17 protein-coding genes and 1 pseudogene are annotated in these 22025 nt (G+C 59.9%); 11 read left to right on the top strand and 7 right to left on the bottom strand.

Annotated elements, in window-relative coordinates; translation table 11 throughout:
- Positions 1-265 precede the first annotated feature (265 nt).
- The 9 genes from IVA75_RS30585 to IVA75_RS30545 all read left to right on the top strand — a co-directional run bounded on the left by IVA75_RS30585 (position 266) and on the right by IVA75_RS30545 (position 9737).
- Entirely contained in the window at positions 266-1666 is a 1401-nt protein-coding gene (locus IVA75_RS30585; protein ID WP_247288214.1) for an amidase, read from the top strand.
- A 17-nt stretch (positions 1667-1683) separates the two neighbouring features.
- On the top strand, positions 1684-2679 hold the full coding sequence (locus IVA75_RS30580; RefSeq protein ID WP_247288215.1) for an acetamidase/formamidase family protein: 996 nt from the start codon (positions 1684-1686) through the stop codon (positions 2677-2679).
- Positions 2680-2754: 75 nt separating this feature from the next.
- Complete coding sequence (locus tag IVA75_RS30575) at positions 2755-3954, top strand: urea ABC transporter substrate-binding protein (protein WP_247288306.1); 1200 nt, start codon at positions 2755-2757, stop codon at positions 3952-3954.
- 97 nt (positions 3955-4051) lie between these two features.
- Positions 4052-4918 (top strand): branched-chain amino acid ABC transporter permease, encoded by an 867-nt coding sequence (locus tag IVA75_RS30570; RefSeq protein ID WP_247288216.1) that lies wholly within the window; start codon positions 4052-4054, stop codon positions 4916-4918.
- Positions 4919-4929: 11 nt separating this feature from the next.
- Entirely contained in the window at positions 4930-6003 is a 1074-nt protein-coding gene (locus tag IVA75_RS30565; RefSeq protein ID WP_247288217.1) for a branched-chain amino acid ABC transporter permease, read from the top strand.
- 2 nt (positions 6004-6005) lie between these two features.
- The gene (locus IVA75_RS30560; RefSeq protein ID WP_247288218.1) at positions 6006-6725 is read left to right on the top strand and encodes an ABC transporter ATP-binding protein; all 720 of its coding nucleotides are present in this window, start codon (positions 6006-6008) and stop codon (positions 6723-6725) included.
- Positions 6715-7440, top strand: coding sequence for an ABC transporter ATP-binding protein (locus IVA75_RS30555; protein ID WP_247288219.1), 726 nt, complete (start codon positions 6715-6717; stop codon positions 7438-7440). The genes IVA75_RS30560 and IVA75_RS30555 overlap by 11 nt, the downstream gene beginning before the upstream one ends.
- 46 nt (positions 7441-7486) lie before the next feature.
- Positions 7487-8248 (top strand): SDR family NAD(P)-dependent oxidoreductase, encoded by a 762-nt coding sequence (locus IVA75_RS30550; RefSeq protein WP_247288220.1) that lies wholly within the window; start codon positions 7487-7489, stop codon positions 8246-8248.
- Positions 8249-8333: 85 nt separating this feature from the next.
- On the top strand, positions 8334-9737 hold the full coding sequence (locus tag IVA75_RS30545) for an amidase (RefSeq protein ID WP_247288221.1): 1404 nt from the start codon (positions 8334-8336) through the stop codon (positions 9735-9737).
- Between the two features lie 812 nt (positions 9738-10549).
- Here the strand turns inward: IVA75_RS30545 and IVA75_RS30540 are convergent.
- The 6 genes from IVA75_RS30540 to IVA75_RS30515 all read right to left on the bottom strand — a co-directional run bounded on the left by IVA75_RS30540 (position 10550) and on the right by IVA75_RS30515 (position 17281).
- Complete coding sequence (locus tag IVA75_RS30540) at positions 10550-11263, bottom strand: class II aldolase/adducin family protein (protein WP_247288223.1); 714 nt, start codon at positions 11261-11263, stop codon at positions 10550-10552.
- The gene (locus tag IVA75_RS30535; protein WP_247288224.1) at positions 11260-12678 is read right to left on the bottom strand and encodes an FGGY-family carbohydrate kinase; all 1419 of its coding nucleotides are present in this window, start codon (positions 12676-12678) and stop codon (positions 11260-11262) included. The genes IVA75_RS30540 and IVA75_RS30535 overlap by 4 nt, the downstream gene beginning before the upstream one ends.
- A 6-nt stretch (positions 12679-12684) precedes the next feature.
- On the bottom strand, positions 12685-13692 hold the full coding sequence (locus tag IVA75_RS30530; protein WP_247288226.1) for an ABC transporter permease: 1008 nt from the start codon (positions 13690-13692) through the stop codon (positions 12685-12687).
- Positions 13689-14693, bottom strand: coding sequence for an ABC transporter permease (locus IVA75_RS30525; protein WP_247288228.1), 1005 nt, complete (start codon positions 14691-14693; stop codon positions 13689-13691). The genes IVA75_RS30530 and IVA75_RS30525 overlap by 4 nt, the downstream gene beginning before the upstream one ends.
- Positions 14686-16170, bottom strand: a complete 1485-nt coding sequence (locus tag IVA75_RS30520) for a sugar ABC transporter ATP-binding protein (RefSeq protein WP_247288230.1) — start codon at positions 16168-16170, stop codon at positions 14686-14688. Before IVA75_RS30520 ends, IVA75_RS30525 begins: the two co-directional genes overlap by 8 nt.
- Before the next feature lie 109 nt (positions 16171-16279).
- Entirely contained in the window at positions 16280-17281 is a 1002-nt protein-coding gene (locus IVA75_RS30515; protein WP_247288231.1) for an autoinducer 2 ABC transporter substrate-binding protein, read from the bottom strand.
- A 1018-nt stretch (positions 17282-18299) separates the two neighbouring features.
- On the opposite strand from IVA75_RS30515, the gene IVA75_RS30510 reads away from it, so the two are divergent.
- Positions 18300-18641, top strand: coding sequence for a hypothetical protein (locus IVA75_RS30510; RefSeq protein WP_247288232.1), 342 nt, complete (start codon positions 18300-18302; stop codon positions 18639-18641).
- A 1074-nt stretch (positions 18642-19715) separates the two neighbouring features.
- Positions 19716-21323, top strand: a complete 1608-nt coding sequence (locus tag IVA75_RS30505) for an NAD(P)/FAD-dependent oxidoreductase (RefSeq protein ID WP_247288233.1) — start codon at positions 19716-19718, stop codon at positions 21321-21323.
- Between the two features lie 426 nt (positions 21324-21749).
- On the opposite strand, the pseudogene IVA75_RS30500 reads toward IVA75_RS30505, so the two are convergent.
- A pseudogene (locus tag IVA75_RS30500) lies at positions 21750-22016 on the bottom strand (MBL fold metallo-hydrolase); the annotation flags it as partial.
- Positions 22017-22025: the final 9 nt, after the last annotated feature.

Below are 22025 nucleotides of genomic sequence, written 5' to 3'. Positions count from 1 at the left end.
CTCCTAGGGGTTACCTGCCGAACCTTGCGTGCGCCGATCTGGCCGATGACGTCCAGCTCTTTGCATTAAGTGCTTCGTTCGATTGTGGACCCCAAGCGATAGATCATAGCCGCGGCATTTGAGCCATTCGTCGCCTCATTCGGGAGGGACGGGTGGCTTTTTTCGTTTGCCGCCGGGGAAGCTGGCGATGCGTCCGCGTCGCCAGTGAGGATAGCGCATGCGTGACGACGACCGTGTGTCACATCGAGTGGGAGGATGATAGGCGATGGCGACAACAGATCTCCACTATCTAGGACTCGTTGACGTCGGGCGGAAGATCCAGGCGAAGGAGCTATCGCCGGTCGAAGCGACCAAAGCGATGCTCGGGCGGATCGAGCAGCTCGACGGCAAGCTCAAGAGCTTTGCTTATGTAATGGCCGACTCGGCGCTCGCCGAAGCGGCGGCGGCCGAGAAGGAAGTCGCTTCCGGCAAGATCAGGGGGCCGCTGCACGGCGTGCCGGTGGCGGTGAAGGACCTCTGCTGGGCAAAGGGCGCGCCCGCCGCGCACGGCATGACCATCCATCGCGACTTTCGTCCAACCGAGGACGCAACTGTCGTGGCGCGGTTGAAGGGAGCCGGCGCAATCATTCTCGGGAAACTGCAGCAGACCGAAGGCGCTTACGCCGATCATCACCCGAAGATCGACCCGCCGAAAAATCCGTGGAACGCGGATCTCTGGCCCGGCGCGTCCTCGAGCGGCTCCGGCGTCGCCACCGCGGCAGGGCTCTGCTTCGGCTCGCTCGGTACCGATACCGGCGGATCGATCCGTTTTCCGTCCGCGGCCAACGGCATCACCGGGCTCAAGCCGACCTGGGGACGAGTCAGTCGCTACGGCGCGTTCGAGCTTGCGGCGACGCTGGATCATATCGGCCCGATGGCAAGGAGCGCGGTCGACTGCGGCGCGATCCTCGGCGTGATCGCGGGTCAGGACCCCAAGGACACGACGTCGGTCCCGCTGCCCGTGCCCGACTATCTCGCTGGTCTCTCCGGCGACCTGCGTGGCGTGACGATCGGCGTCGACCGGCGCTGGACCAGCGAAGGCGCCGACGGCGATGCGGCCATGGTGTTGGCTGAGGGGTTGCGTGTGGCGGCCGACCTCGGCGCGAAGATCAAGGAGGTCACGTTTCCCGATCCGAAGGCGGTGATCGACGACTGGTTCCCGCTCTGCGGCATCGAGGTGGCCGTCGCGCACGAGGACACTTATCCTGCGCGCAAGGACGAGTACGGCTCGGCGCTCGCGGGTCTGCTCGATCTCGGCCGGCAGCAGTCCGGCATGGACTATCAGAAGATCGTGCTTCGCCGCGAGGCGTTTCGTGGGGCCGTCCGCCTTCTGTTCGAGTCGGTCGATCTCCTCGCGGTGCCGGCGCAGGCATTCGCGGCGCCAACCCTCGCCAAGATGGCGGCCCTCGGCGAGGACGCCTCCCTCATCTCTGGATTGCTCCGCTTTACGTGTCCGTTCGACATGACGGGAAGCCCGACCGTGACGCTGCCCGGGGGCTTCACCGCAAATGGCGGTCCGGTCGGCTTCCAGTTCGTCGGCCGTCACTTCGATGAGGCCGGCCTCGTTCGCGCAGGCGATGCGTTCCAGCGCGGTACCGACTGGCACAAGCGTCATCCCCCGATCTGAGCTGAGGAGCCGATCACATGTCCGAAGACTGGTTGAAGACATCCATCATGGCTGAACGCGCAGTCGCCAAGGGTGCGATCGGCGCGACGCATAGTCTGACCATCGAGCAACAAGGTAGCTTCCACTACGTCTACGGTCCCTATGCCAAGCCGACCTTGTCCATCGATCCGGGCGGAGTGGTCGTCGTCGAGACGGAAGACGCCTTCGGCGGCGTGCTCACCAAGGAGAGCGACAGCCCCACGGCCAAACTGAACTTCCCCTATCTCAACCCGCAATGCGGACCGATCGCCGTCAAAGGCGCCAAGAAGGGCGATTGCCTTGCAATCTATATCCGCGATGTCGAGACGCGGGGTGAACAGCCGGCCGGAACGACCTGCATTATTCCGGAGTTCGGGGGGTTGGTTGGAACAAGCTCGACGGCGCTGCTCAATCCGCCGCTGCCGGAGCGTGTGAAGAAGCTGCATGTCGACAGGAACGGCGTGCGCTGGAACGATAAGATCACGCTGCCCTACGAGCCGTTCATCGGCACAATCGGCGTCTCTCCGGAGATCGAGGCGATCTCGTCGCTGCAACCCGACTACCACGGCGGCAACATGGATCTGCCCGATGTCGCTCCCGGAGCGATCATCTATTTCCCGGTGCATACCGAGGGCGGGATGCTTTACGTCGGCGACTGCCATGCGACGCAGGGCGACGGTGAGCTCTCGGGCGTGGCGCTGGAGCAGCGCGCAACCGTCACGTTGCAGGTCGACCTGATCAAGAACTGGAGCTTCGCCTGGCCGCGGCTCGAGACGAAGGACTTCATCATGACGATCGGCAGCGCGCGTCCGCTTGAGGACGCGGCGCGTATCGCCTATCGCGAACTCGTGCGGTGGATGGCGGCCGATTACGGCTTCGACGAGATCGACGCCTACATGCTGCTCAGCCAAGCCGGCCGCATGCGGCTCGGCAACATGGTCGATCCAAAATACACGATGGGGGCATCGATCCTGAAGAATTACCTCAAGCCATGACGTCCAGACGCTTTCAGAACAGGAGATATCACGATGAATTCGGGACGTAAGCTCAGAATGGTCTTGCTTGGCGCCATGCTCGGTACAGTGGCAGGCGCGTGTGTTGGTCGGGCGGCGGAACCGCCGTTGAAGGTAGGTCTGCTCGAGGATGTGTCCGGGGACCTCGCCTTCATGGGAATGCCAAAGCTGCATGGATCGCAGCTGGCAGTCGAGGAGATCAACAAAAGCGGTGGCATCCTGGGGCGACAGATCGAGCTGATTCACCTTGATCCGCAGGGCGACAACGCGCGCTATCAGGAGTTCGGCCGTCGACTGCTCAACCGCGACAAGGTCGACGTTCTGATCGGGGGCATCACCTCGGCTTCTCGCGAGGCGCTACGTCCCATCGTCGATCGCACCTCGACACCGTACTTCTACACCAATCAGTATGAAGGCGGCGTCTGTGACGCCAACATGATTAGCATGGGCGCAGTGCCGGAGCAGCAATTCTCAACGTTGATTCCATGGATGGTCGAGAAATTCGGAAAGAAGGTCTATGTCATCGCCGCTGATTACAATTTCGGTCAAATCTCGGCCGAGTGGAACCGCAAGATCATGAAGGATCTCGGCGGCGAGGTCGTAGGCGAGGAGTTCATTCCGCTCGGCGTGTCGCAGTTCGCGCAGACCATCCAGAACATCCAGAAAGCGAAGCCGGATTGGCTACTCACGATCAATGTCGGCGCTGCGCAGGATTCATTCTTCGAGCAGGCGGCTGCGGCCAACCTCAATCTGCCGATGGGATCGTCGATCAAGGTCATGCTCGGCTTCGAGCACAAGCGGTTCAAGCCGCCTGCGCTTAACAACATGCATGCGACTGCGAATTGGTTTGAGGAGATCGACACGCCGGAAGCGACCGAGTTCAAGAAGCGCTGGCATGCGAAATTCCCTGACGAACTCTACATCAACGACATGGGCTACAATGCCTATAATGCGCTCTATATGTACAAGGCGCTGGTCGAGAAAGCGAAGTCGATCAAGCTCGACGACATGCGCAAGGTGATCGCGACCGGCGATGCATGCATCGACGCTCCCGAAGGCAAGGTGTGCATCGATCCGAAGAGCCAGCACACATCGCACCGCATGCGTCTGATCTCGGTCGGGCCGAAGCATGAGGTGAAGGTCGAGAAGGACTATGGGACGATCCAGCCGTACTGGCTTAGCGAAATCGGTTGCGATCTCACCAAGAAGAACGACAAGGACCAATACACGCCAAGCCATCTCCCGAAGAAATCGTGATACCTGACGGGCACGGATTTTGCTCGTATTGAGAGTCGCTTTCTGTACAAGGCCGGCGCCGCAACGATGCGGCGCCGGGATCGACAGAGGGACCAAGATGTCGGCTGAAGTATTCTCAGTATTCTATCAGTTCGCCGACGTGTTCGCGTTCCTCATTCTCTCGGCTGCAGGTCTTGCCATCGTGTTCGGTATGATGGGCGTCATCAACATGGCGCATGGCGAGTTCATCATGTGCGGCGCTTATGTCACCGTCGGCCTTGTGAATCTGGGCGTTCCGCTCGCAATTGCGCAGATCCTGGCAGCGCTCACGGCGGGGCTCATCGGTGTCCTCGTCGAGTTCCTGGTCGTGCGGCGCTTCTACAAGCGGCCGCTGGACTCTCTGCTCGCGACCTGGGGACTTAGTCTGATCGTAACGCAATCGATGCTTCTGATCGTAGGCTCCGCGGTGCGGGGCATCGGAACGCCCGAGGGAAGTTTTGCGATCGGTGGCTATACGTTTTCGACCTATCGTCTGGTGCTGTTCGCGTGCGCGGTAGCGGTGCTGGCCGGTCTTTACATCATCTTCATGAAGACGCGATTCGGCGTGATCTCGCGCGCCACGATGCAGAATGCGGCCATGGCGAAGGCGCTGGGCGCGCGCACTGGCCGCATCTATGCGATCAGTTTCGGAATCGGCACGGGTCTCGCCGGGCTTTGCGGGGCCCTCTACGCACCAACCATGACGCTGATCCCGACCATGGGAGCGACCTTCGTGGTCGAAAGCTTTGTCACAGTCGTGATCGGAGGGGCGAACGTGCTGCTCGGAACAGCGCCAGCGGCCGTGTTGCTGGCCATGATCCGGATGGCGCTGAACGCGAGCTACGGCCAGATCATCGGGCAGATTGGCATGCTGGTCGCTGTTATTTTGATCATTCGGGTTCTGCCCGAGGGACTCTCCAGTGTTCTAGTTCGTCGTGGGCGCTAAAGGGAATCGTGATGTTGAAGCTGCTGGAAGGTCCGCAGACCCTCGGACGTGGCAAGGTCTTCTGGTCCAGCTTCCTTGTCGTGCTCGCGGGCGCGCTGACATATCCGCTGTTCGCTGATTCCTACGACGTTGGCAATTTCGCCTACTTTCTGATCTGGATCTTCATGGCGCTCGGCCTATGCTTGATGTGGGGTTATGGCGGCATGCTATCGTTCGGCCAGACCTTGTTCTTCGGCATCGCCGGCTACGGGTACGGCGTGCTCGCGATCAACATGGGCGGCGGCACAGCAACGATCGTCGCGCTGATGCTCGCCGTTGTCCTAGCGATGGTGGCGGCGGGCATCCTCGGCTATTTCATGATTTGGGGCGGTATCAGCGGCATCTTCTTCGGTATCGTGACGTTGTCCGCGACCCTCGTGCTCGCCTTCTTCCTTGGCCAAACTGCAGGGCCGGAGTGGCACATAGGCTCGGCTCGGCTCAACGGCTTCAACGGCATGAAGGGCATGGACCCGCTGACCGTGGGCGACTTGTTTATCGAAGGATCGACGCTGTACTACGTCATGATCGCGTTGATCGTGATCGTCTACCTCGCGCTGCGCATGCTGGTGAATTCGGGCATAGGCAACGTCATCGTGGCAACGCGGGAAAACCCGCAGCGTGCCGAGATGCTAGGTTACGATGTCCGAAAATATCAGCTGCTGACTTTTGTGATTGGCAGCGGCCTGGCGGGCCTCAGCGGCGCGTTGTACACGTCATGGGGGCAGTTCATCACGCCGTCCAGCATCGGTCTGCCTGCTGCGGCGATGCCTATCATATGGGTGGCTTTCTCCGGACGGAGCGATCTGACCGCGACGCTGGTCGGATCGTTCCTGCTGCTGTTCGGCTTTCAGACCATCACGGTCTACAGCCAGCAGGCAGCACTCGTGTTGATGGGGGCGCTGCTGCTCGCCACGGTGATGCTGGCGCCGCAGGGTTTTGTGCTCGGCATCGGCAAGCTTGCTGCTGACTGGTGGAGCGGGCGTCGGCGGCGCAAAGGGAACCCCGTCATGGCGGAGGCTGGTCGCTTGCAATCGGAAGAGACCTGATCATGGCGCTGGTTGAAGTCAAAGGCGTATCCAAGCGTTTTGGCGGATTGACCGCAGTCTCCGACGTCGACCTCACGGTCAACGCCGGCGAGGTCCACTGCCTGATCGGACCCAATGGCGCCGGTAAGAGCACATTGTTCAAGCTGATCGTGGGTCTTTACCCGCCGAGCCAAGGCAGCATCCTGTTCGATACCGTCGACATCACGGCTGAACGTCCATATGCGCGCGTGCAGCGGGGCATGAGCATCAAGATGCAGGCTCCAAGCGTGTTCAAGGAGCTGCCGGTCCAGCAAAACATCCGGATTGCGCTCCAGGAGCGATTATCCGGTGCGGAGCGCATCGCCGAGGAGGATCGCCTGCTGACTCTGCTCAACCTCGGGCCGGACAGCGAGAAGCTCGCGGGTGCGCTGTCGCATGGCCAGCAGCAATGGCTCGAGATCGGGATGGCGCTGGCGCTGAAGCCTCAGCTCCTGCTGCTGGACGAGCCGACCGCCGGCATGTCTCCGGATGAAACGTTCAAGACCGGCGAGTTGATCAAGTCGTTCAATGCCGAAGGCATGACGGTGCTTGTCGTCGAGCATGACATGGCCTTCGTGCGTCAGGTTGCCCAGCGCGTCACGGTGTTGCATCTCGGCAAGATTTTCGCGCGCGGTGATCTCAAAGGCATTTTGCAGGACGAAAAGGTCGCGCAGATCTATCTCGGTAAGACCCATGCTCACTAAACCCAATCCCACTGACCAGATTCTCGACGTATCGGAATTGTGGGCGGGATACGGTGCGACGCCGATCCTGCAGGGCGTCACCATGTCGGTCTCGCGCCGCGAGATCGTCGGCGTGATCGGCCGTAACGGTGTAGGCAAATCGACTCTGATGCGGTGCCTGATCGGTTTGCTGCAGACCTGGCGTGGCACGATCAGTTTCATGGGGCAGGACATCACAAAGCTCGAAGCCGACGCGCGGGCGAGGGCAGGCTTTGGCTACATCCCGCAGGGACGCGATGTCTTTCCGCAGATGACTGTCGAGGAAAACCTGCAGGTAGGAGAGTTGATTGGCGGTCCCGGTGGCAAGAAGCTGCCTGAACTCGTCTATGAGTATTTTCCGCGACTGAAAGAACGCCGGCGGCAGGCCGCAGGCACCATGTCGGGCGGCGAGCAGCAACAGCTCGCCATAGGCCGTGCGCTGATCGGCAATCCGTCCTTGATGATCCTGGACGAGCCGTCCGAGGGAATCCAGCCCTCGATCGTCCAGCACATCTGCGAGGCGCTAAGGTCGTTTCGGAACGAGCTCGGCACCACGATTATCTTCGTGGAGCAAAATCTCGACACGATCCTGGCGATCGCCGAGCGTTGTTACATCATGGAGAAGGGCAAGATCACGCAATCGCTGGCAGGTGGCGAGGTCAACGAGGACAATGTTCGCGAGCAGCTCCTACTCTGATCGCCACATGGCATGTTTTCAAGTCGTCAATAGGGAGGGAATGGACATGGATCTGGGACTCAAGGGAGCGAAGGTTCTCGTCACCGGCAGCACCAAGGGGATCGGCAGGGCGATCGCTGATACATTCGCGGCGGAGGGCGCGGATGTCGGAATCTGCGCGCGCAACCAGGCAGACGTCGATACCGCAGTCACCGCGATCAAGGCCAAGGGCATCGCCGCGTATGGTAGCTCGGTCGATGTCTCGAACGGTCCGGCGCTCAAGGCCTGGGTCGAGGACATGGCCTCCAAGCTCGGCGGCATTGACATCGTCGTTGCCAACGTTAGTGCGCTGTCGATCGGACAGGACGAGGAGAGCTGGGAGAAGGAATTTTCGACCGACATGATGGGTACGGTGCGGCTGGTCAATGCAGCGATGCCGTATCTGGAGAAGAGCAAGGCCGGCGCGATCGTCACCATCTCCAGCGTGTCAGGCCGCGAGGTCGATTTCGCCAGCGGTCCCTACGGCACGTTCAAGGCCGCAATCATTCACTACACGCAAGGACTTGCCTTCCAGCTTGCCGGCAAAGGCATCCGCGCCAATTCGGTGTCGCCGGGCAACACCTATTTCGAGGGCGGTGTCTGGAATCAGATTAAGGACGGCAATCCCGAGCTGTACAAGAGCGCATTGGCGCTGAACCCTACCGGCCGCATGGGCACGCCACAGGAGATGGCGAACGGCGCGGTGTTCCTCGCCAGCAAGGCGGCGAGCTTCATCACGGGAACCAACCTCGTGGTCGATGGGGCCCTCACGCGCGGCGTGCAGTTCTAAGCATCGAGAGCCGCATGGTCACCGCACCGGGTCGGTTGCGGGAGTAGGTGGCCGAAGCCGCTTTCGACAACAAGAAGGCTGTCAAATGTCAGCAGAGCCAATTCACTACAAATCGATTATCGAACTCTCCGATCTGTTCCGCCGGGGCAAGCTGCTGCCCTCGAAGGTAACCGAGGCCATAGTGAGCCGGATCGACAAGCTCGATGGAAAGTTCCACAGCTACGCACTCGTTCTCGCTGAGCGCGCCATGGCGCAAGCGAAGCTATGTGACGCCGAGCTAGCGAAAGGCATCTGGCGCGGACCGCTGCACGGCGTGCCGATCGGATTGAAGGATCTCTGCTACACGACCTTTGCGCCGACTGCGGGCGGCACGACGATGCACGCCAAATTTATCCCGCCCTTCAACGCGACCATCGTGGACCGGCTCGAGCATGCCGGCGCCATCATGCTCGGCAAGCTGAAGATGACTGAGGGCGCCTACACCAGTCATCATCCGAGCGACGAGGCACCTCTCAATCCCTGGGGCGTCGACTACTGGGTCGGCTCTTCCTCAAGCGGATCGGGCGCGGCAACCTCGGCGGGCCTATGCTTCGGTTCGATTGGCACTGATACTGGCGGCTCGATCCGGTTTCCGTCCGCAACCTGCGGACTGACAGGAATCAAGCCTACCTGGGGACGCGTCAGCCGTCACGGCGTGTTTCCGCTAGCGGACTCGCTCGACCATGTCGGGCCGATGTGCCGGAGCGCGGCCGATGCCGCCGCTATACTTAGCGTCATCGCGGGCGCCGATGTGAATGATCGCACGGCCCTGCAGGCGCCGGTGCCGAACTATCTGGCCGGTATCGGTGACGGCATCCGAGGCGTACGGATCGGCGTGGACCGCAGCTACATTCAGGACGGGGTCGATCCCCAGGTGGTCGCTGCGTTGCTGGAAGCCGAACGCACGCTGGCAGCGCTCGGTGCCGATATCCGCGAGGTCAAGTTCCCGGCCTACCAGAAGCTTGTCAGCATGTGGATCCCGATGTGCTCGATCGAAACGGCGGAGGCGCACCTGGAGACCTATCCGTCGCGAAAATCGGAATACGGCCCCGATATGGCGCAGCTGATCGAGCAGGGCAGGTCGATGAGCGGTGTCGAAATCGCGCAGATCCATCATGAGCGACTGAAGTTTTGCGGCAGTCTCGCCGCCTTGTTCGGCGATATCGACCTGCTGCTGATCCCGACAATGCCTGTGCCGATCCCAGCGCTAACCAAGATGGGCGAATACGGTGCTGATCCGAACGTGCTGCTCAGTATCCTGCGCTTCACCGCAGTGTTCGACTTCTCGGGCAGCCCCACTATCACGCTGCCGAACGGGATGGCGTCGGACGGCCTGCCGCTCAGCATGCAGTTGGTGGGTCCGCATTTGTCCGAGGATGTGCTTGCCCGCGCTGGTCATGCCTTCCAGTCGGTGACGGACTGGCACACCCGGCGCGCGCCCATCGAATGAACGGTGTCACGGACTATCAAGACGCGCGCGCAATCTCCTAGCCTGCGAAGGCGCCTGGAAGATAGGCTCATTTAGCGAGTCCGAGACGAAGTGGGGTTGGTGAGCGCAGCGGTCAGTCGGCAACCGATATGACTTGGTCGCAAATGGAGCAGTTTCGCGAACTGATAAGGAAATTGTACAAAGCTTATCAGTCTAGCGCGAAGCTCGCATCCGCCTGTCGACCGCAAGCCATTAACCGAACGACGGTCCTGGCGAGAGCCTAGCCCATCCGTCCTACATGGCTGGGAGGCGGAATGGCCTCGTATCTCAGGAAATCGGTTTACTGTCTCCCGACCGATCGTCGCTCACTGTGTCTACGGCCCGGGCGTGGTCCGTCCATGCTGCCCGTGGGCGGTACGACCTCTATTCGAGATACACTGGCTCGTTATCGCTCGTCAGGTCGACGATTCGCAGTGCTTCTGAGGCCCGGTTTAGACTGCTGGAGTCTTGAATTGCGTACGCTGAACCCTCCATTCAACGGCTCGACTAGTCGTTCCGATCCACTTCCTGTTGCGCCTCCTATAGCCCATTCGGCAAATCAAGTCTCATCTGCGCCACATCCGACACTGGATCGAAGCGCTCGCAATGATGTTTCAGGCAATGGTTCGTCCATTCGGGTGGATAGGTCGAGATCAGTTCTGCGGAGCCGATTGTTCGTTCACGTCTTCTGTCCAAGGACTGCGACAGTCGGTTCAACCCGCACATCCGGACACGGCCTTCGTTCTGCGCGGGCCGGTTCTGAGCGAAGCCGCAGCTGTCCATCAAATCCAGCATCAATGTGCTGCCCCTTTCGACTCAGGTAAGGCGCGCGGAACATCGCCGACATCGTCAAGGTCCGGCGCCTGACCGTATCCCATGCGTTTCATCTGCTCATGTACCTGCGCCATGTCAGCGTCACTGAGGCGCGGCGGCTCGCCGATAGCCAACGCATGAACATACATTTTCGCCAGCGTCTCCACTTCCACTGCAAGCCAAAGAGCCTTTTCAAACGTCTCGGCCGCCACGAGCAAGCCGTGATGGCCAAGCAGGCAAGCGTTGCGATCTTCGAGTGCCCTGAAGGCGTAGTCTGATAGTGCCTGCGTGCCGAAACAAGCATAGGGCGCACAACGGACATCGTTGCCACCCGCAACTGCGACCATATAGTGGAAGCAGGGGATGCCACGCTCGTGAACGGCGAGAGTTGTGCTGAAGGTCGAATGCGTATGGAGCACGACGTTGACGTCTTCGCGCGCTCGCAGAATATCGCGGTGAAAGCGCCATTCGGATGAAGGCCGATGGTTGCCCTGGTAATTCGCGGCAAAATCCATCGCAACAATATCTTCTGGCTGCATCCGATCATAGGGCAGACTGGTAGGCGTGATCAGCATGCCGCTTGGGATCCGGTGCGAAAGATTGCCGGATGTGCCCTGATTCAGTCCGTTTCGATTCATCTGCCTGCAGGTATCGACAATGCCTTGCCGGAGATCAGCATGAGTGTGGTCTGTCATAAGGCGGGCTCCGAGAAAGCGATCCAGGACTGATAGGCGGTGGAAAGGCCGCGCGGGTCGAACCCGTCGTTGCTAAGCGATGTGACAGCTTCAAGTACTACGCTCGAAACCGGCTGCGTACGCGAGAATCGCCGCCACAGCAGCGCAGCGCCAAGCGCCGTTCCGTGCGGTGATTGACTCACCCTGACGCTCTGCGAGGGTCGTAAGGTCGCAAGGCAACGGGCGAAGGGCAAATTCGCCGCAAAGCCACCATCGATGACTATGCATTTTGAGCTCTCGAGTGCATCAAGGCAGCGGTTTGCGCTGAACACTGCGTAGAGAAGTGCCAATGCCTGCCATTCGGCAGGCGTCTCGGGAGACGGTCCGATGACCCGTCCGCGGCGAGCCGCGCCCGGAAATAATCCGTCGTCGCCAATGAAGGAGGGGAGCGCCAGGGTCCCCTTCGACAGCAGGGCCGACAATGCGGCAAGGACGGCTGCATCAGAAGCACGATGTTCCCCGCGGATCAGGTCGTATTCGCGGCCGGTCGCGATCAATGTCGAAGGTGCATTCTCGCCATCGACATCGATATTGAGCACCATCGCGCGCGCGCGATCGAGTTTGTCCAGGGAGAGGTCGCGCTGAAATCCGATCATCCAGGTTCCGGTCGATAGGATCGAGGCATCGGCCATGCCGGCAGCCTTGTACCGAAACAGGTTGGCGTTGGAATCATGCACGCCACAGAGGATCTCGGTCGATTGCGTCAGGCCAGTGCGCCTGGCTACGGATTCCGAAACCGTCCCTAGCACCGCGCCGGCAGCGACGCGTTCGGGCAGCAGATGGCTCCAACCGCGCTTGCGCATAAGAGAAGAAGGCTGATGGTGGATGAGGTCCCAGATATGGCTCTGAGCCGCAAGCTGCGAGATTTCACTGGCCGCACGTCCGCCAAGCCGCAAGGCGAAAAATTGCGCGGTGGTCAGATAGGCTTTTGCGCGGGCGAATTCCACGGGATATGCGCTTTCCTGCCACAGCAGCTGCTTTCCGAGCCGCATCGCGCCTCCGATTCCGCAGAACACCTCATCGTAACCGGGCGCGATCCGGGCATATGCTTCATCAATTGCCGGCGGAGAGACAGCATCATAGTCCATCATCGGCAGCACCGGCGTATCACCGTCGACAAGAACTGCGCCGCATCCATGCGCAGCCACGATCACGGCGCCAATGGCATGGCCTCGAGACACCACGGCAAGGGTATCGAGAAGCCAATCTTCTAGCCCGGCAAGATCATAGGCGAGGTACGAGCCCTGAGTCATCGACACATTCGGAATCTCATGTGTTTCGAGCGGCCAGCCGTCATCGCTCGCCACTAGCAGCTTGATATTGGTCTTGCCAATGTCGAGAACCGCGATGGGGGGCGAGCCGATCGAACTCATCATCGCTGGCTACCGCGGCGCCTTGCCGGCGAAATGAGGAACCGCCGCGACGGCAATCAAGATTCCACCCCAGATCGCCAGCGTGAGGAATTGGCTTAGGTTCAAAAGGTTGAATGCCGAGGAGATCACTTGAAGGATGATCAGCGCAAGCAATAGCCCGCCGACTTTTCCGAAGCCACCAAACGGATCGATGCCGCCGAGGACGGCCGCGAGAATGGTGACCAGCAGATAGCTCTCGCCGTATGCCGCGTTGGCCGAATTGAAACGTGCCAACATGACCACCGCTGCTGCGCCCGCGAGCAGGCTGGAAAGCACATAGAGTTTGAGGAGAACGGCGCGGGTATCGACCCCGGAGTAGCGGGTTGCTTTCTCGTTCGAGCCGATCATGTAAACCTTTGCTCCGAACGGCGTCGCGTTCAGCATCAGCGCGACGGGCAAGGCGCAGAGCGCAAGTACGATCAGAGCAAAGGGCACCCCAAAAACCGTTCCATTGCCGATAAACACAATGGGTTCCGGAAATCCGGAGATGACGTTACCGCGCGACAGGCCGATCGCGACGCCCTTGCATAGTGTCATCGTGCCGAGCGTGGCGAGGATCGGCGAAACGCCGAGATAGGCGATGACGAAACCGTTGAGGAGGCCTACCAATGCGGCCACTGCAAACCCTGCAGCGATCGCCAGCACTTGAATGCCGACCCAGGCAAAGCCCTGACTCCCTGGGATGTAGTGCGTCAGCAGGAAGGCGATGGTCAGTCCGGACAGATTGGCGGTCGCGATGATGGAGAGGTTGAGCCCACCGGATAGCAAGGCCAGCATCATTGCAAGCGAGAGGATGCCGAGTTCTGGCATCTGGAAAGCCATCGATTGCAGCGTGTTGACCGAGAAGAACCGGTCGCCGATCATGATCGCGAACGCCACCCAGAGCGCGACCAACAGCAGGGTGAGGGTGGCGACAGTGCCGCTGCCAGCGAGGCCTACCATGCGCCGGCGAAGTGAGAGGGCGGGCGCATTGCTCATCGGCGCGCGCTCCGGGTTCGCCGCTCTCGCTGCGACCAGGCGGTTGCTGAGACCGAAATTAGGATAACCAAACCGACGAAGAACGGCGACCAGTAGGACGAAACGCCCAGCAAAATGATTCCATTTTGGAGCACCGCGAGCAGTGTCAGGCCCAAAAACGTGCCGAGGACGGTGCCGACGCCCCCCATCAGGCTGGCGCCGCCCAGCACGACGGCGGCGACCACATCGAGTTCCTTGCCCACCAGCACAGTCGGAGCCACGGACTGCGCGAGTTGTGCCTGGATCAGGGAAGCGATTCCAGCCATGACACCCATGTAGCAATACACCAGTATGTTAAGGCCGAAAATGTGGAAGCCGAGTCGCTGCGCGGCATCGGCATTGCCTCCCATGGCATAGATTTGCCGGCCGATATTGGTTCGGTTAAGCAGGAGCCAGGTGACGAGAAATGCCAGCGCGACCGCTAGGATCTGCAGGTTGACACCGTACGAGCTATCCTTGCCCCATTCGAATTCGAACCAGAAGATGCCGGTCGCAAACCAGTCAGGCAGCGAATAGATGTATTTGCCGCCAGTGAAGAAGATCAGAAGCCCATAAAAAATGTTCAGCGTTGCGACCGAAACGATGATCGATGGTATTCGAAGCTTCTGGATGAAGATTGCGTTGAGGGCACCGAGCGCACCGCCAATCCCAATTGCGATGGCGAAGACGCTGATCCAGTTCGCGCCGTAAGCATTGGCAAGCGAGAGTGTGACATATTGTGCCACCGACGCGGTCGCGGTGAATGAGATGTCGATTCCGCCGGCGATCAGCACGACCAGTAGTCCGAGCGCAAGGATGCCGACGAATGCGTAGGAGGTCAGCAGGTCGAACAGATTCTGCATGGTCAAGAATTGGGCATTCGCGAAGCCCAAGCTGGCGCAGAGCCCCAAGATTACCATCAGCAGCCAGAACTCATGGCTGCGACGAAACCTGCCGAATGATGCAATGGCCGATTCAGGCATTGACGGCCTGCCGAAGCGCGTCTTCTGAGGTGGCTGCGGCAGCCACGTCGGTTGTCAAACGGCCTTCCCGCATCACCAGCACGCGATGACTGTGATAAAGGACCTCGGGGATTTCGTCCGATATCATTAGCACCGCGACGCCGTCGCGGGCCAACCGCCGGATGATTTCATAAATTCCATCCTTGGCGCTGATGTCGACGCCCACCGTGGGACTATCGAGGATAAGCACCCGCGGGTTGGTCGCCATCCATTTGGCGAGCACGATCCGCTGCTGATTGCCCCCGGAGAGGGTCTTCACCGCGTTGGCGGGGTTGGAGACCTTGATCCCGAGTTCAGCAACCCACCGAGCAACATGGCTCTGTCGCGCGCGTGCGGCAATCAGGCCGAATGCGCCAGCCAGCCGTTCCAGCACCGTGAGCGTGACGTTCGCGGTGACAGACTGATGCAGGATGAGACCAAGCGTAAGCCTATCTTCGGATACATAGGCGATCCCTCGATCGATCGCCTCTGCATTTGTACGAAGGGCGATGGGCCGCCCGTCAAGTGCGATGGTGCCGCGATCGGGCGGCTTCATGCCGAACAGCGATAGCGCGAGTTCGGTTCGCCCCGAGCCGAGCAGACCGGTGAGACCCACTACTTCGCCCGCGCGCAACTGCAAACTTACATCCTCGTACTCACCCTCGCGGCCCAGGCCCTTAACTTCCAGCACAACCGGCCCAGCGGCAAGCTCAGGCGCCTGTATCTGATACTCGAAGGACTTGCCGGTCATCAGCTGGCTGAGCTTCCGCCCGTCGATTGTGTCTGCAGCAAAAGTACCGACTTTGGCGCCATCCCGCAGTACCGTTACGCGTTCGGCGATTTCAAGCACCTCGTCGAGGCGGTGGCTGACGAAAACGACGCAGATGCCAGTACGCTTCAGCTCGCTCACGAGCTCGATCAGGGCGTTCACCTCGTGGCGGGTCAACGATGCCGTAGGCTCATCCATGATCAGGAGCTTAGCATCCGCAGCCAAGGCCCGGCAGATCGCGACCAGCTGGCGTCCGGCAATGCTGAGCTCTGAGACTTTTGCGTCCGGGTCGAACTCAACGCCGATTTTCGCCATTGTGGCCTTCGCGGTGGCGCGCATTGAGGCCCAGTTCACCGAATGAATGCCGCCAAGATGGTGCGCCATCGCGATATTCTCGGCGACGGTGAGGTTGGGAAATAGCGAAAGATCCTGGTAGATGACCTGAATGCCGCAATGCGTGGAGTAGACCGGGTTTAGTTTGGGATATTCCTTGCCGGAAATTACGATCCGGCCGCCGGGCTCCGCTGCCTCTACGCCCGAAATGATCTTGATCAGGGTCGACTTGCCGGAGCCGTTTTCACCCACCAGGCAGTGCACCTCGCCGACTTCCAGAGCGAGATCGACGCCGCGGAGCGCGTGCACGCCGCCGAAGCGCTTCGATATGCCGGACATCTCCAGGAAAGTCGCCAAAGGTTCGCCTGCAATGGACCGTTGGATCGTGCGATCACTCGAGTGGTACCGCATTCCCGACCGGAAGGCCGGGAATGCACCGCGATGAGGCGGCTGAACCGGCTTCGGGCTAGAGCCCTCCGGCGATCAGTCCGTCGATGGTTTCCTTGTTGATGCGCATGATCTTGTCCACTTTGATCTGCTTTCCTGCAACGTCGACGGCCGCCTTGCCAAGGCCGGGTACATCGACGCCATCCGTGATGGGCTTGCCATCGAGCACGAGTTTGGCCACCGCGACCATCGCGTAACCCGCATCGGTGGGATTCCACAGAAATCCTTCGCGGATCGTATCATCCGCGATAAGCGACTTCGCCTGGCTTGGCAGCACGGTGCCGACAACGGCGATCTTCTTGCCAAGACGTTGCTGACGCACAGCATTTCCAGCCCCGATTGGTCCATTCGAACCGAAGCCGAGAATACCACGCAGGTTGGGATAGGCCTTGATCACGTCGAGCGTCGTGCGCTGGCTGGTGTCGATCTCGTCGGCCCCTGGGAAGCGGTCAGCGACGAGCTTCATTTTCGGAAAATTCTTCTGCTGGTAGGCAATCGCGGCATCGGCCCATTTGTTGTGAAGCGGCGTCGTAAGAGTCCCGACATAGACTACATAATCACCTTCGCCGCCCATGTCCTTGGCGAGACGTTCCATCTGCACCTCGCCGAAGCGAACGGAGTCGATCAATTCCACATTCCAGTCACGGCCTTCCTGTTCCGGACCCTCATGCGTAATGACCTTGATTCCGGCGGCTTGGGCACGCTTCAGCACGGGCTCGCAGACTTTTACATCAAGCGGCACCAAGCCGATCACGTTGACCTTCTTGGCAATCAGATCCTCAAGGAGCTTTACTTGCTGTGCCGGATCGACGTTCGCCGGGCCCACCATAGTGGCATTAATGCTGAAATCCTTCGCACCCTTCTGGATTCCCTTTTCAAGTGCGTTGAACCACGGAATTCCCGCGATCTTCACGACCGTGACCATTTCCTTTTGGGCTTGCGCAAAGGCAAAGCCCGGAATACCGGCACTGGCCAACGCGGCCGTGCCGCCGATCAGCTTGAGCGTCTGGCGTCTGTCCATTGTTCCCTCCCAGGAAATTATCTTGGATTCCGCACCCCTGACCTGGCAGTCGCCGGGTGGGGCCGTCGACCCTGTTCTTGCTGGAGGCAGAAAGTTATTGCCTGTCCAACCGCAGGACCTTGAAGCAGATTAGAGACTGGCGCTCCAGAACGTGTCAAGCAAGTGACATGCTCGCCAGCCACCATCGCAGTGCGATACCTAGTCTGGTCTTCAAGCTGCTGAGTGAGCTGCAGCGATCGATCAGCATCCCTACAGCCATCACGTCAGCGAAGGAACGCCCACGCCATCCCGCCGGACGAAAGCAAACAGTCCCGGCCCTGGCTTCAGAACCCACCAGGTCGGCTGCGCACAGCGATTCACACTTTTCTCTGATCTCTGAGTGTCATTTTTTCGTCACCGTGTGGGTGCGCGCGCGAAGGGCCGGCATGGCGAGCTTCGCCGTTGCACAATCCCTTGCCGGCCACGACTATCTGACTGTCATCGTTACGTTTTTAGCTTCCCGTAATCGTCATCGTCCGACCGTTCGTTCACATCATTTTTCGCGCTCGGGCGCCTGCCCTCCGCTTGTCAGCATCGCGGGTCGCATGCCATCCTAACCCCGCGCGCGCAGCGGAAGGGCAATTCCCGCCATTGGCTATGCGCCGCGTTAGGGCGACGTCCATGAGGCTTGATCAGATAAGGTCAAGAAAGCACTGCCGCGAAGAAGACTTCGACATGACGCAGCATTTCGAATCCGCTGCTTGGCGGATACTCCGATCGAGTTCTGCTGAGAACATCGCGGCTCGCATTGGGGAAGCCCTCGCACCTTTGCGGTCAGCCAATGAGCTTGCTGACGCGGCAGGGTGCAGCAGACGCAATGTTCGAAAGGCTGTCCGAAAGCTCGTCGGTGCCGAATTGGTATCTTACCACGACAAGACAGGCTGAAGCAGCTGATAGATGAGAACGGGCTTGACGCCCCATCTTATACAGTGAGCACCATGAAGGCGACGGGCAGGCGCTGTTCGAGGCGGCCAGCAAGTTGAATTGCGAGGGCAACGTCTCCAAGCGGGTTGATGCGCCGTACCGGTCGGAGCGCGTCGAGGCGTGGCAGAAGATCAAGACGGTGCAGCGCGAAAAGTTCGCAGTGGTTGCGCTCGTCAAGGACCCCACCGGCGTCGCCGCGCTCTACCTTGGCAAGCAGGAAGGGAACGAGCTGCGCTACATGGGCAAGGTCTGGGCTGAAGCCGGACGAAATCGCCGGAGATCCGCAAGGCGCTTGATACGGTCGTGCCCCGAAGCAAAAAATCAAGAATCGCATAAAGAAGCCGAGGGCCACCTGGGTCGAGCCGAAGTTTTACCCCGACATTGCAGAACTGTATGAACGAGGAAACCATCGCACACGTTGCCGGGTGGGGCAAAACGCTCGGCTGCATCCCCAGCTGCATCACCGTCAATCTGCCTGCTCCAGGGCACATCCACCGCGGCACTGGCAAGCACGGCGCCAAGCACACGGTGTTCGCACCGGCGAGCTGCACGGCCGCATCACGCCACGTGCAAAGGAAGTATCCCGCCTGGTCGCCTATGCCGACAACGCCAAGGTGACCACATCTTTGGGGCGAGCGCTGGTCCAAGCTCGTGGCCAACGTCATGGGAAATGGACGCTCTACCTGCACTGGCCTGCCTGGGCGAGCCATGCTGCAGAGCGATTCGATCCGCCGCTTCTCGACCCGCCTCGGGAGCGAGGCAATTCGTGAGGGCCAGGCGCAGGGCTATCAGCTGGAGGAGGTCCTGCATTTGCCGGCCGAGACCATCGCGGGCCTGGCGAGGGCGACGCAACGTGATGCACGTCCGCGACCAGCAGCGCTTTTCGGATTCCAAATACACTTCCTCCGAGCGGCGCCCCTCGATGTCCCAAGACATGCAGAAAAGCCGTCGCACCGAAATCGAACCCCTCAATGGCTTCGTCGTGGATGACCGAAGCACATCACGGAGCTGCGATTGAATCGAGCGGCACCCTTACAGTCTCTCCCGCTACTTCCTGGAAGACGCCGCGTTTACTTGCGAGCGCAGGCCGGGTTGCCGCGCCAACAAGATGACGCATGTCTGCGGCCAAAGTCGCGGTCGCTGCAATTAGACATCGACCGGAAAATTGAATCTTGCGGCCGCTGCAATTCTTCTCCTGGTACGTCGAAACGGCAGGTCCGAGAAATGGAGTCCCCGCAAATCGACGTTGATTGCTTCTGGACCGGCTCGGTCTTTGAAGGTGTGCATTCCAGATTTGAAGGCGACCCCCAGCAGTGAGCTGCATTGAGCAGAGAAGGCGAGCTTGAGGGCACTGACCGGGACGGTTATATTAATCCCAATTCACTTTGACGCAGCGCACTTTCACCTTTACGGCGCTGACGGTATACCTAGCCTTATGTTTGTGGGGTGGGCGTAATGAGCGAGTGCGGCAATGTCCAATGAACCGGTTGAGCTAGACGCGCTGGTTGTTGGTGCGGGCTTTGCGGGCCTCTACCAGCTGTTTCGGCTTCGGGATAACCTTGGCTTGAAAGTCAAGGCCGTAGAAGCGGCTCAGGGTGTTGGGGGCACGTGGTTCTGGAATCGCTACCCTGGAGCTCGGTGCGACTCTGAAAGCCATGTCTATTGGTATACGTTTTCCCTGGATTTGATGCGACAATGGGAGTGGTCTGAACGCTATCCGGGCCAAGCAGAAATTCTGCGTTATCTGAATTTCGTTGCCGACAAGCTCGACCTGAAACGCGACATTCAATTTGGAACCCGGGTTGCGTCGGCGCATTACGACGAAGCGACCAATCGCTGGCACATCCGTGCAGAAACGGGCGAGACCTTAATCGCGAAGTTTCTCATTACCGCGGTCGGCTGCCTCTCCACTGCCAACGTGCCCGATATTCTGGGACTGAAAACCTTCAAGGGTGAGTGGTACCATACAGGGCAGTGGCCGCACGAAGGCGTCGAGTTTGCGGGCAAGCGAGTGGGGATGATCGGCACCGGATCGACCGCTATCCAGGCGGCGCCGGTGATCGCCGATCAAGCCAAGCATCTCACCGTATTTCAGCGTACCGCGAACTATTCAGTACCAGCACGCAACGTCCCATTGACGGCGGAATTCAAGCAATATGTCAAAAACAGCGCCAGCGAAATACGCGCGACTACGCATCAAACCTACAATGGCATGGGCTTCAAGGTTTCGGAACGCAAAGCGGTCGACACGCCGCCAGAGGAGCGCGAGAGGATTTATGACGAGGCCTGGGAGCGTGGCGGGCTGCAGTTCCGCGCATCCTTTGAGGACATGCTCGTTTCTAAGGAAGCAAACGACACCGCTGCCGACTTCATAAAAAGGAAGATCCGTTCGATTGTGAAGGATCCCAAGACCGCGGCGGTTCTCGCTGACATTGATCATCCGTATGCGGCCAAGCGCCCGCCGATCGATACCGACTATTTTGAGACCTACAATCGGCCGAATGTCACGCTCGTGGACGTCAAAGCTGCGCCAATCCGGCAGATCTCCGAGATTGGAATTCGTACGGATCAGGCCGAGTACCCCCTCGACATCATAGTTTTTGCGACAGGGTTCGATGCGTTGACGGGACCGCTGCTCAAGATGGATATCCGCGGGCGGGGCGGGATCGCACTCAAGGATGTCTGGGAGGCAGGACCACGCAATTATCTAGGTTTGCAGGTCGCTGGTTTTCCAAACCTCTTCACCATCACGGGGCCCGGCAGTCCATCGGTTCTGTGCAACATGCCCGTAGCCATAGAGCAACATGTCGACTGGATCACCGATTGCATCGCTCATATGCGGACTAACGGGCTGGAACGGATCGAGGCACGGGCCGACGCCGTCGAGAAATGGGTAAGCGAAGTCAACGAGGCTGCTGCCCGAACACTACTGCCGCAGGCAAAGCATTCCTGGTATCTCGGGGCGAATATTCCAGGCAAGCCGCAGGTGTTCATGCCATATGCGGGCGGCTTGGTCCGTTATCGCGAGATTTGTCAGAAGGTCGTCACCCGCGGCTACGAAGGTTTCGCTCTGTCATAGTCGTCTACAACGAGTTCGGCTCGTCTTCCTCGGCGATGGTCCGGTCGTTGACCTGAATCGTGCCCAGCGGAACTGGGAGCGCCTATCCTTCCGAGGCCACCGCCCCTCACGTCCGAAGCGCGCCCCAGACAGTCGCCAGTTGCAGGTGGAAAATCCTGGGAGATGCGGTGGACAAGGTTGACGCCCAAGCCGGTGTTCTCCTAAGTCGGGGATGTGCGGAGCACAAGCCTGCGCAGGTAGAGCTTCAGCATCTCTGCGAGGACCATTATCGGGCGTCGTGAATTTCGCTAACACGTCCGAGTCTGACCCGAAGGCCACATCGCAGTCCGACACCGTTCTCGTCAGAGACAAGGCGCAAAAAATGCCCCGTCAAGTCCGGGGCTAGAGTTTGCTTTGGAGGTCGTCTCTTTCGTCTGCGCTCGGAATTTAGAGATTCAAGCTCATCGCTTCCGGGTAATAGTGGAATCCCTCCGATGTCTTGGCGATATGGCCGTAACCTGGCCAAGCAAAATGATAGGACATCACAGGAATCTTATTTCCAGCAATCATATCCAGCAATTTGACCCGGCTCTCAGCTGCCTGCTGCGGATCGGTGTCGTACGAGAACTGCATCCGTGGTTTTTCAAGCAGCAGTATCGGATGGTGAGTAAGATCACCGAGGAAGGCGAACGATTTCCCTGCCGACGAAACCATGAGCCCAAA

Origin of the sequence: Bradyrhizobium sp. 134 (assembly GCF_023074155.1) — a bacterium.
Lineage (GTDB): Bacteria > Pseudomonadota > Alphaproteobacteria > Rhizobiales > Xanthobacteraceae > Bradyrhizobium.
The sequence above is the reverse complement of the archived record's forward strand: the minus strand, read 5'-3'. Positions and strand labels throughout refer to the sequence as shown.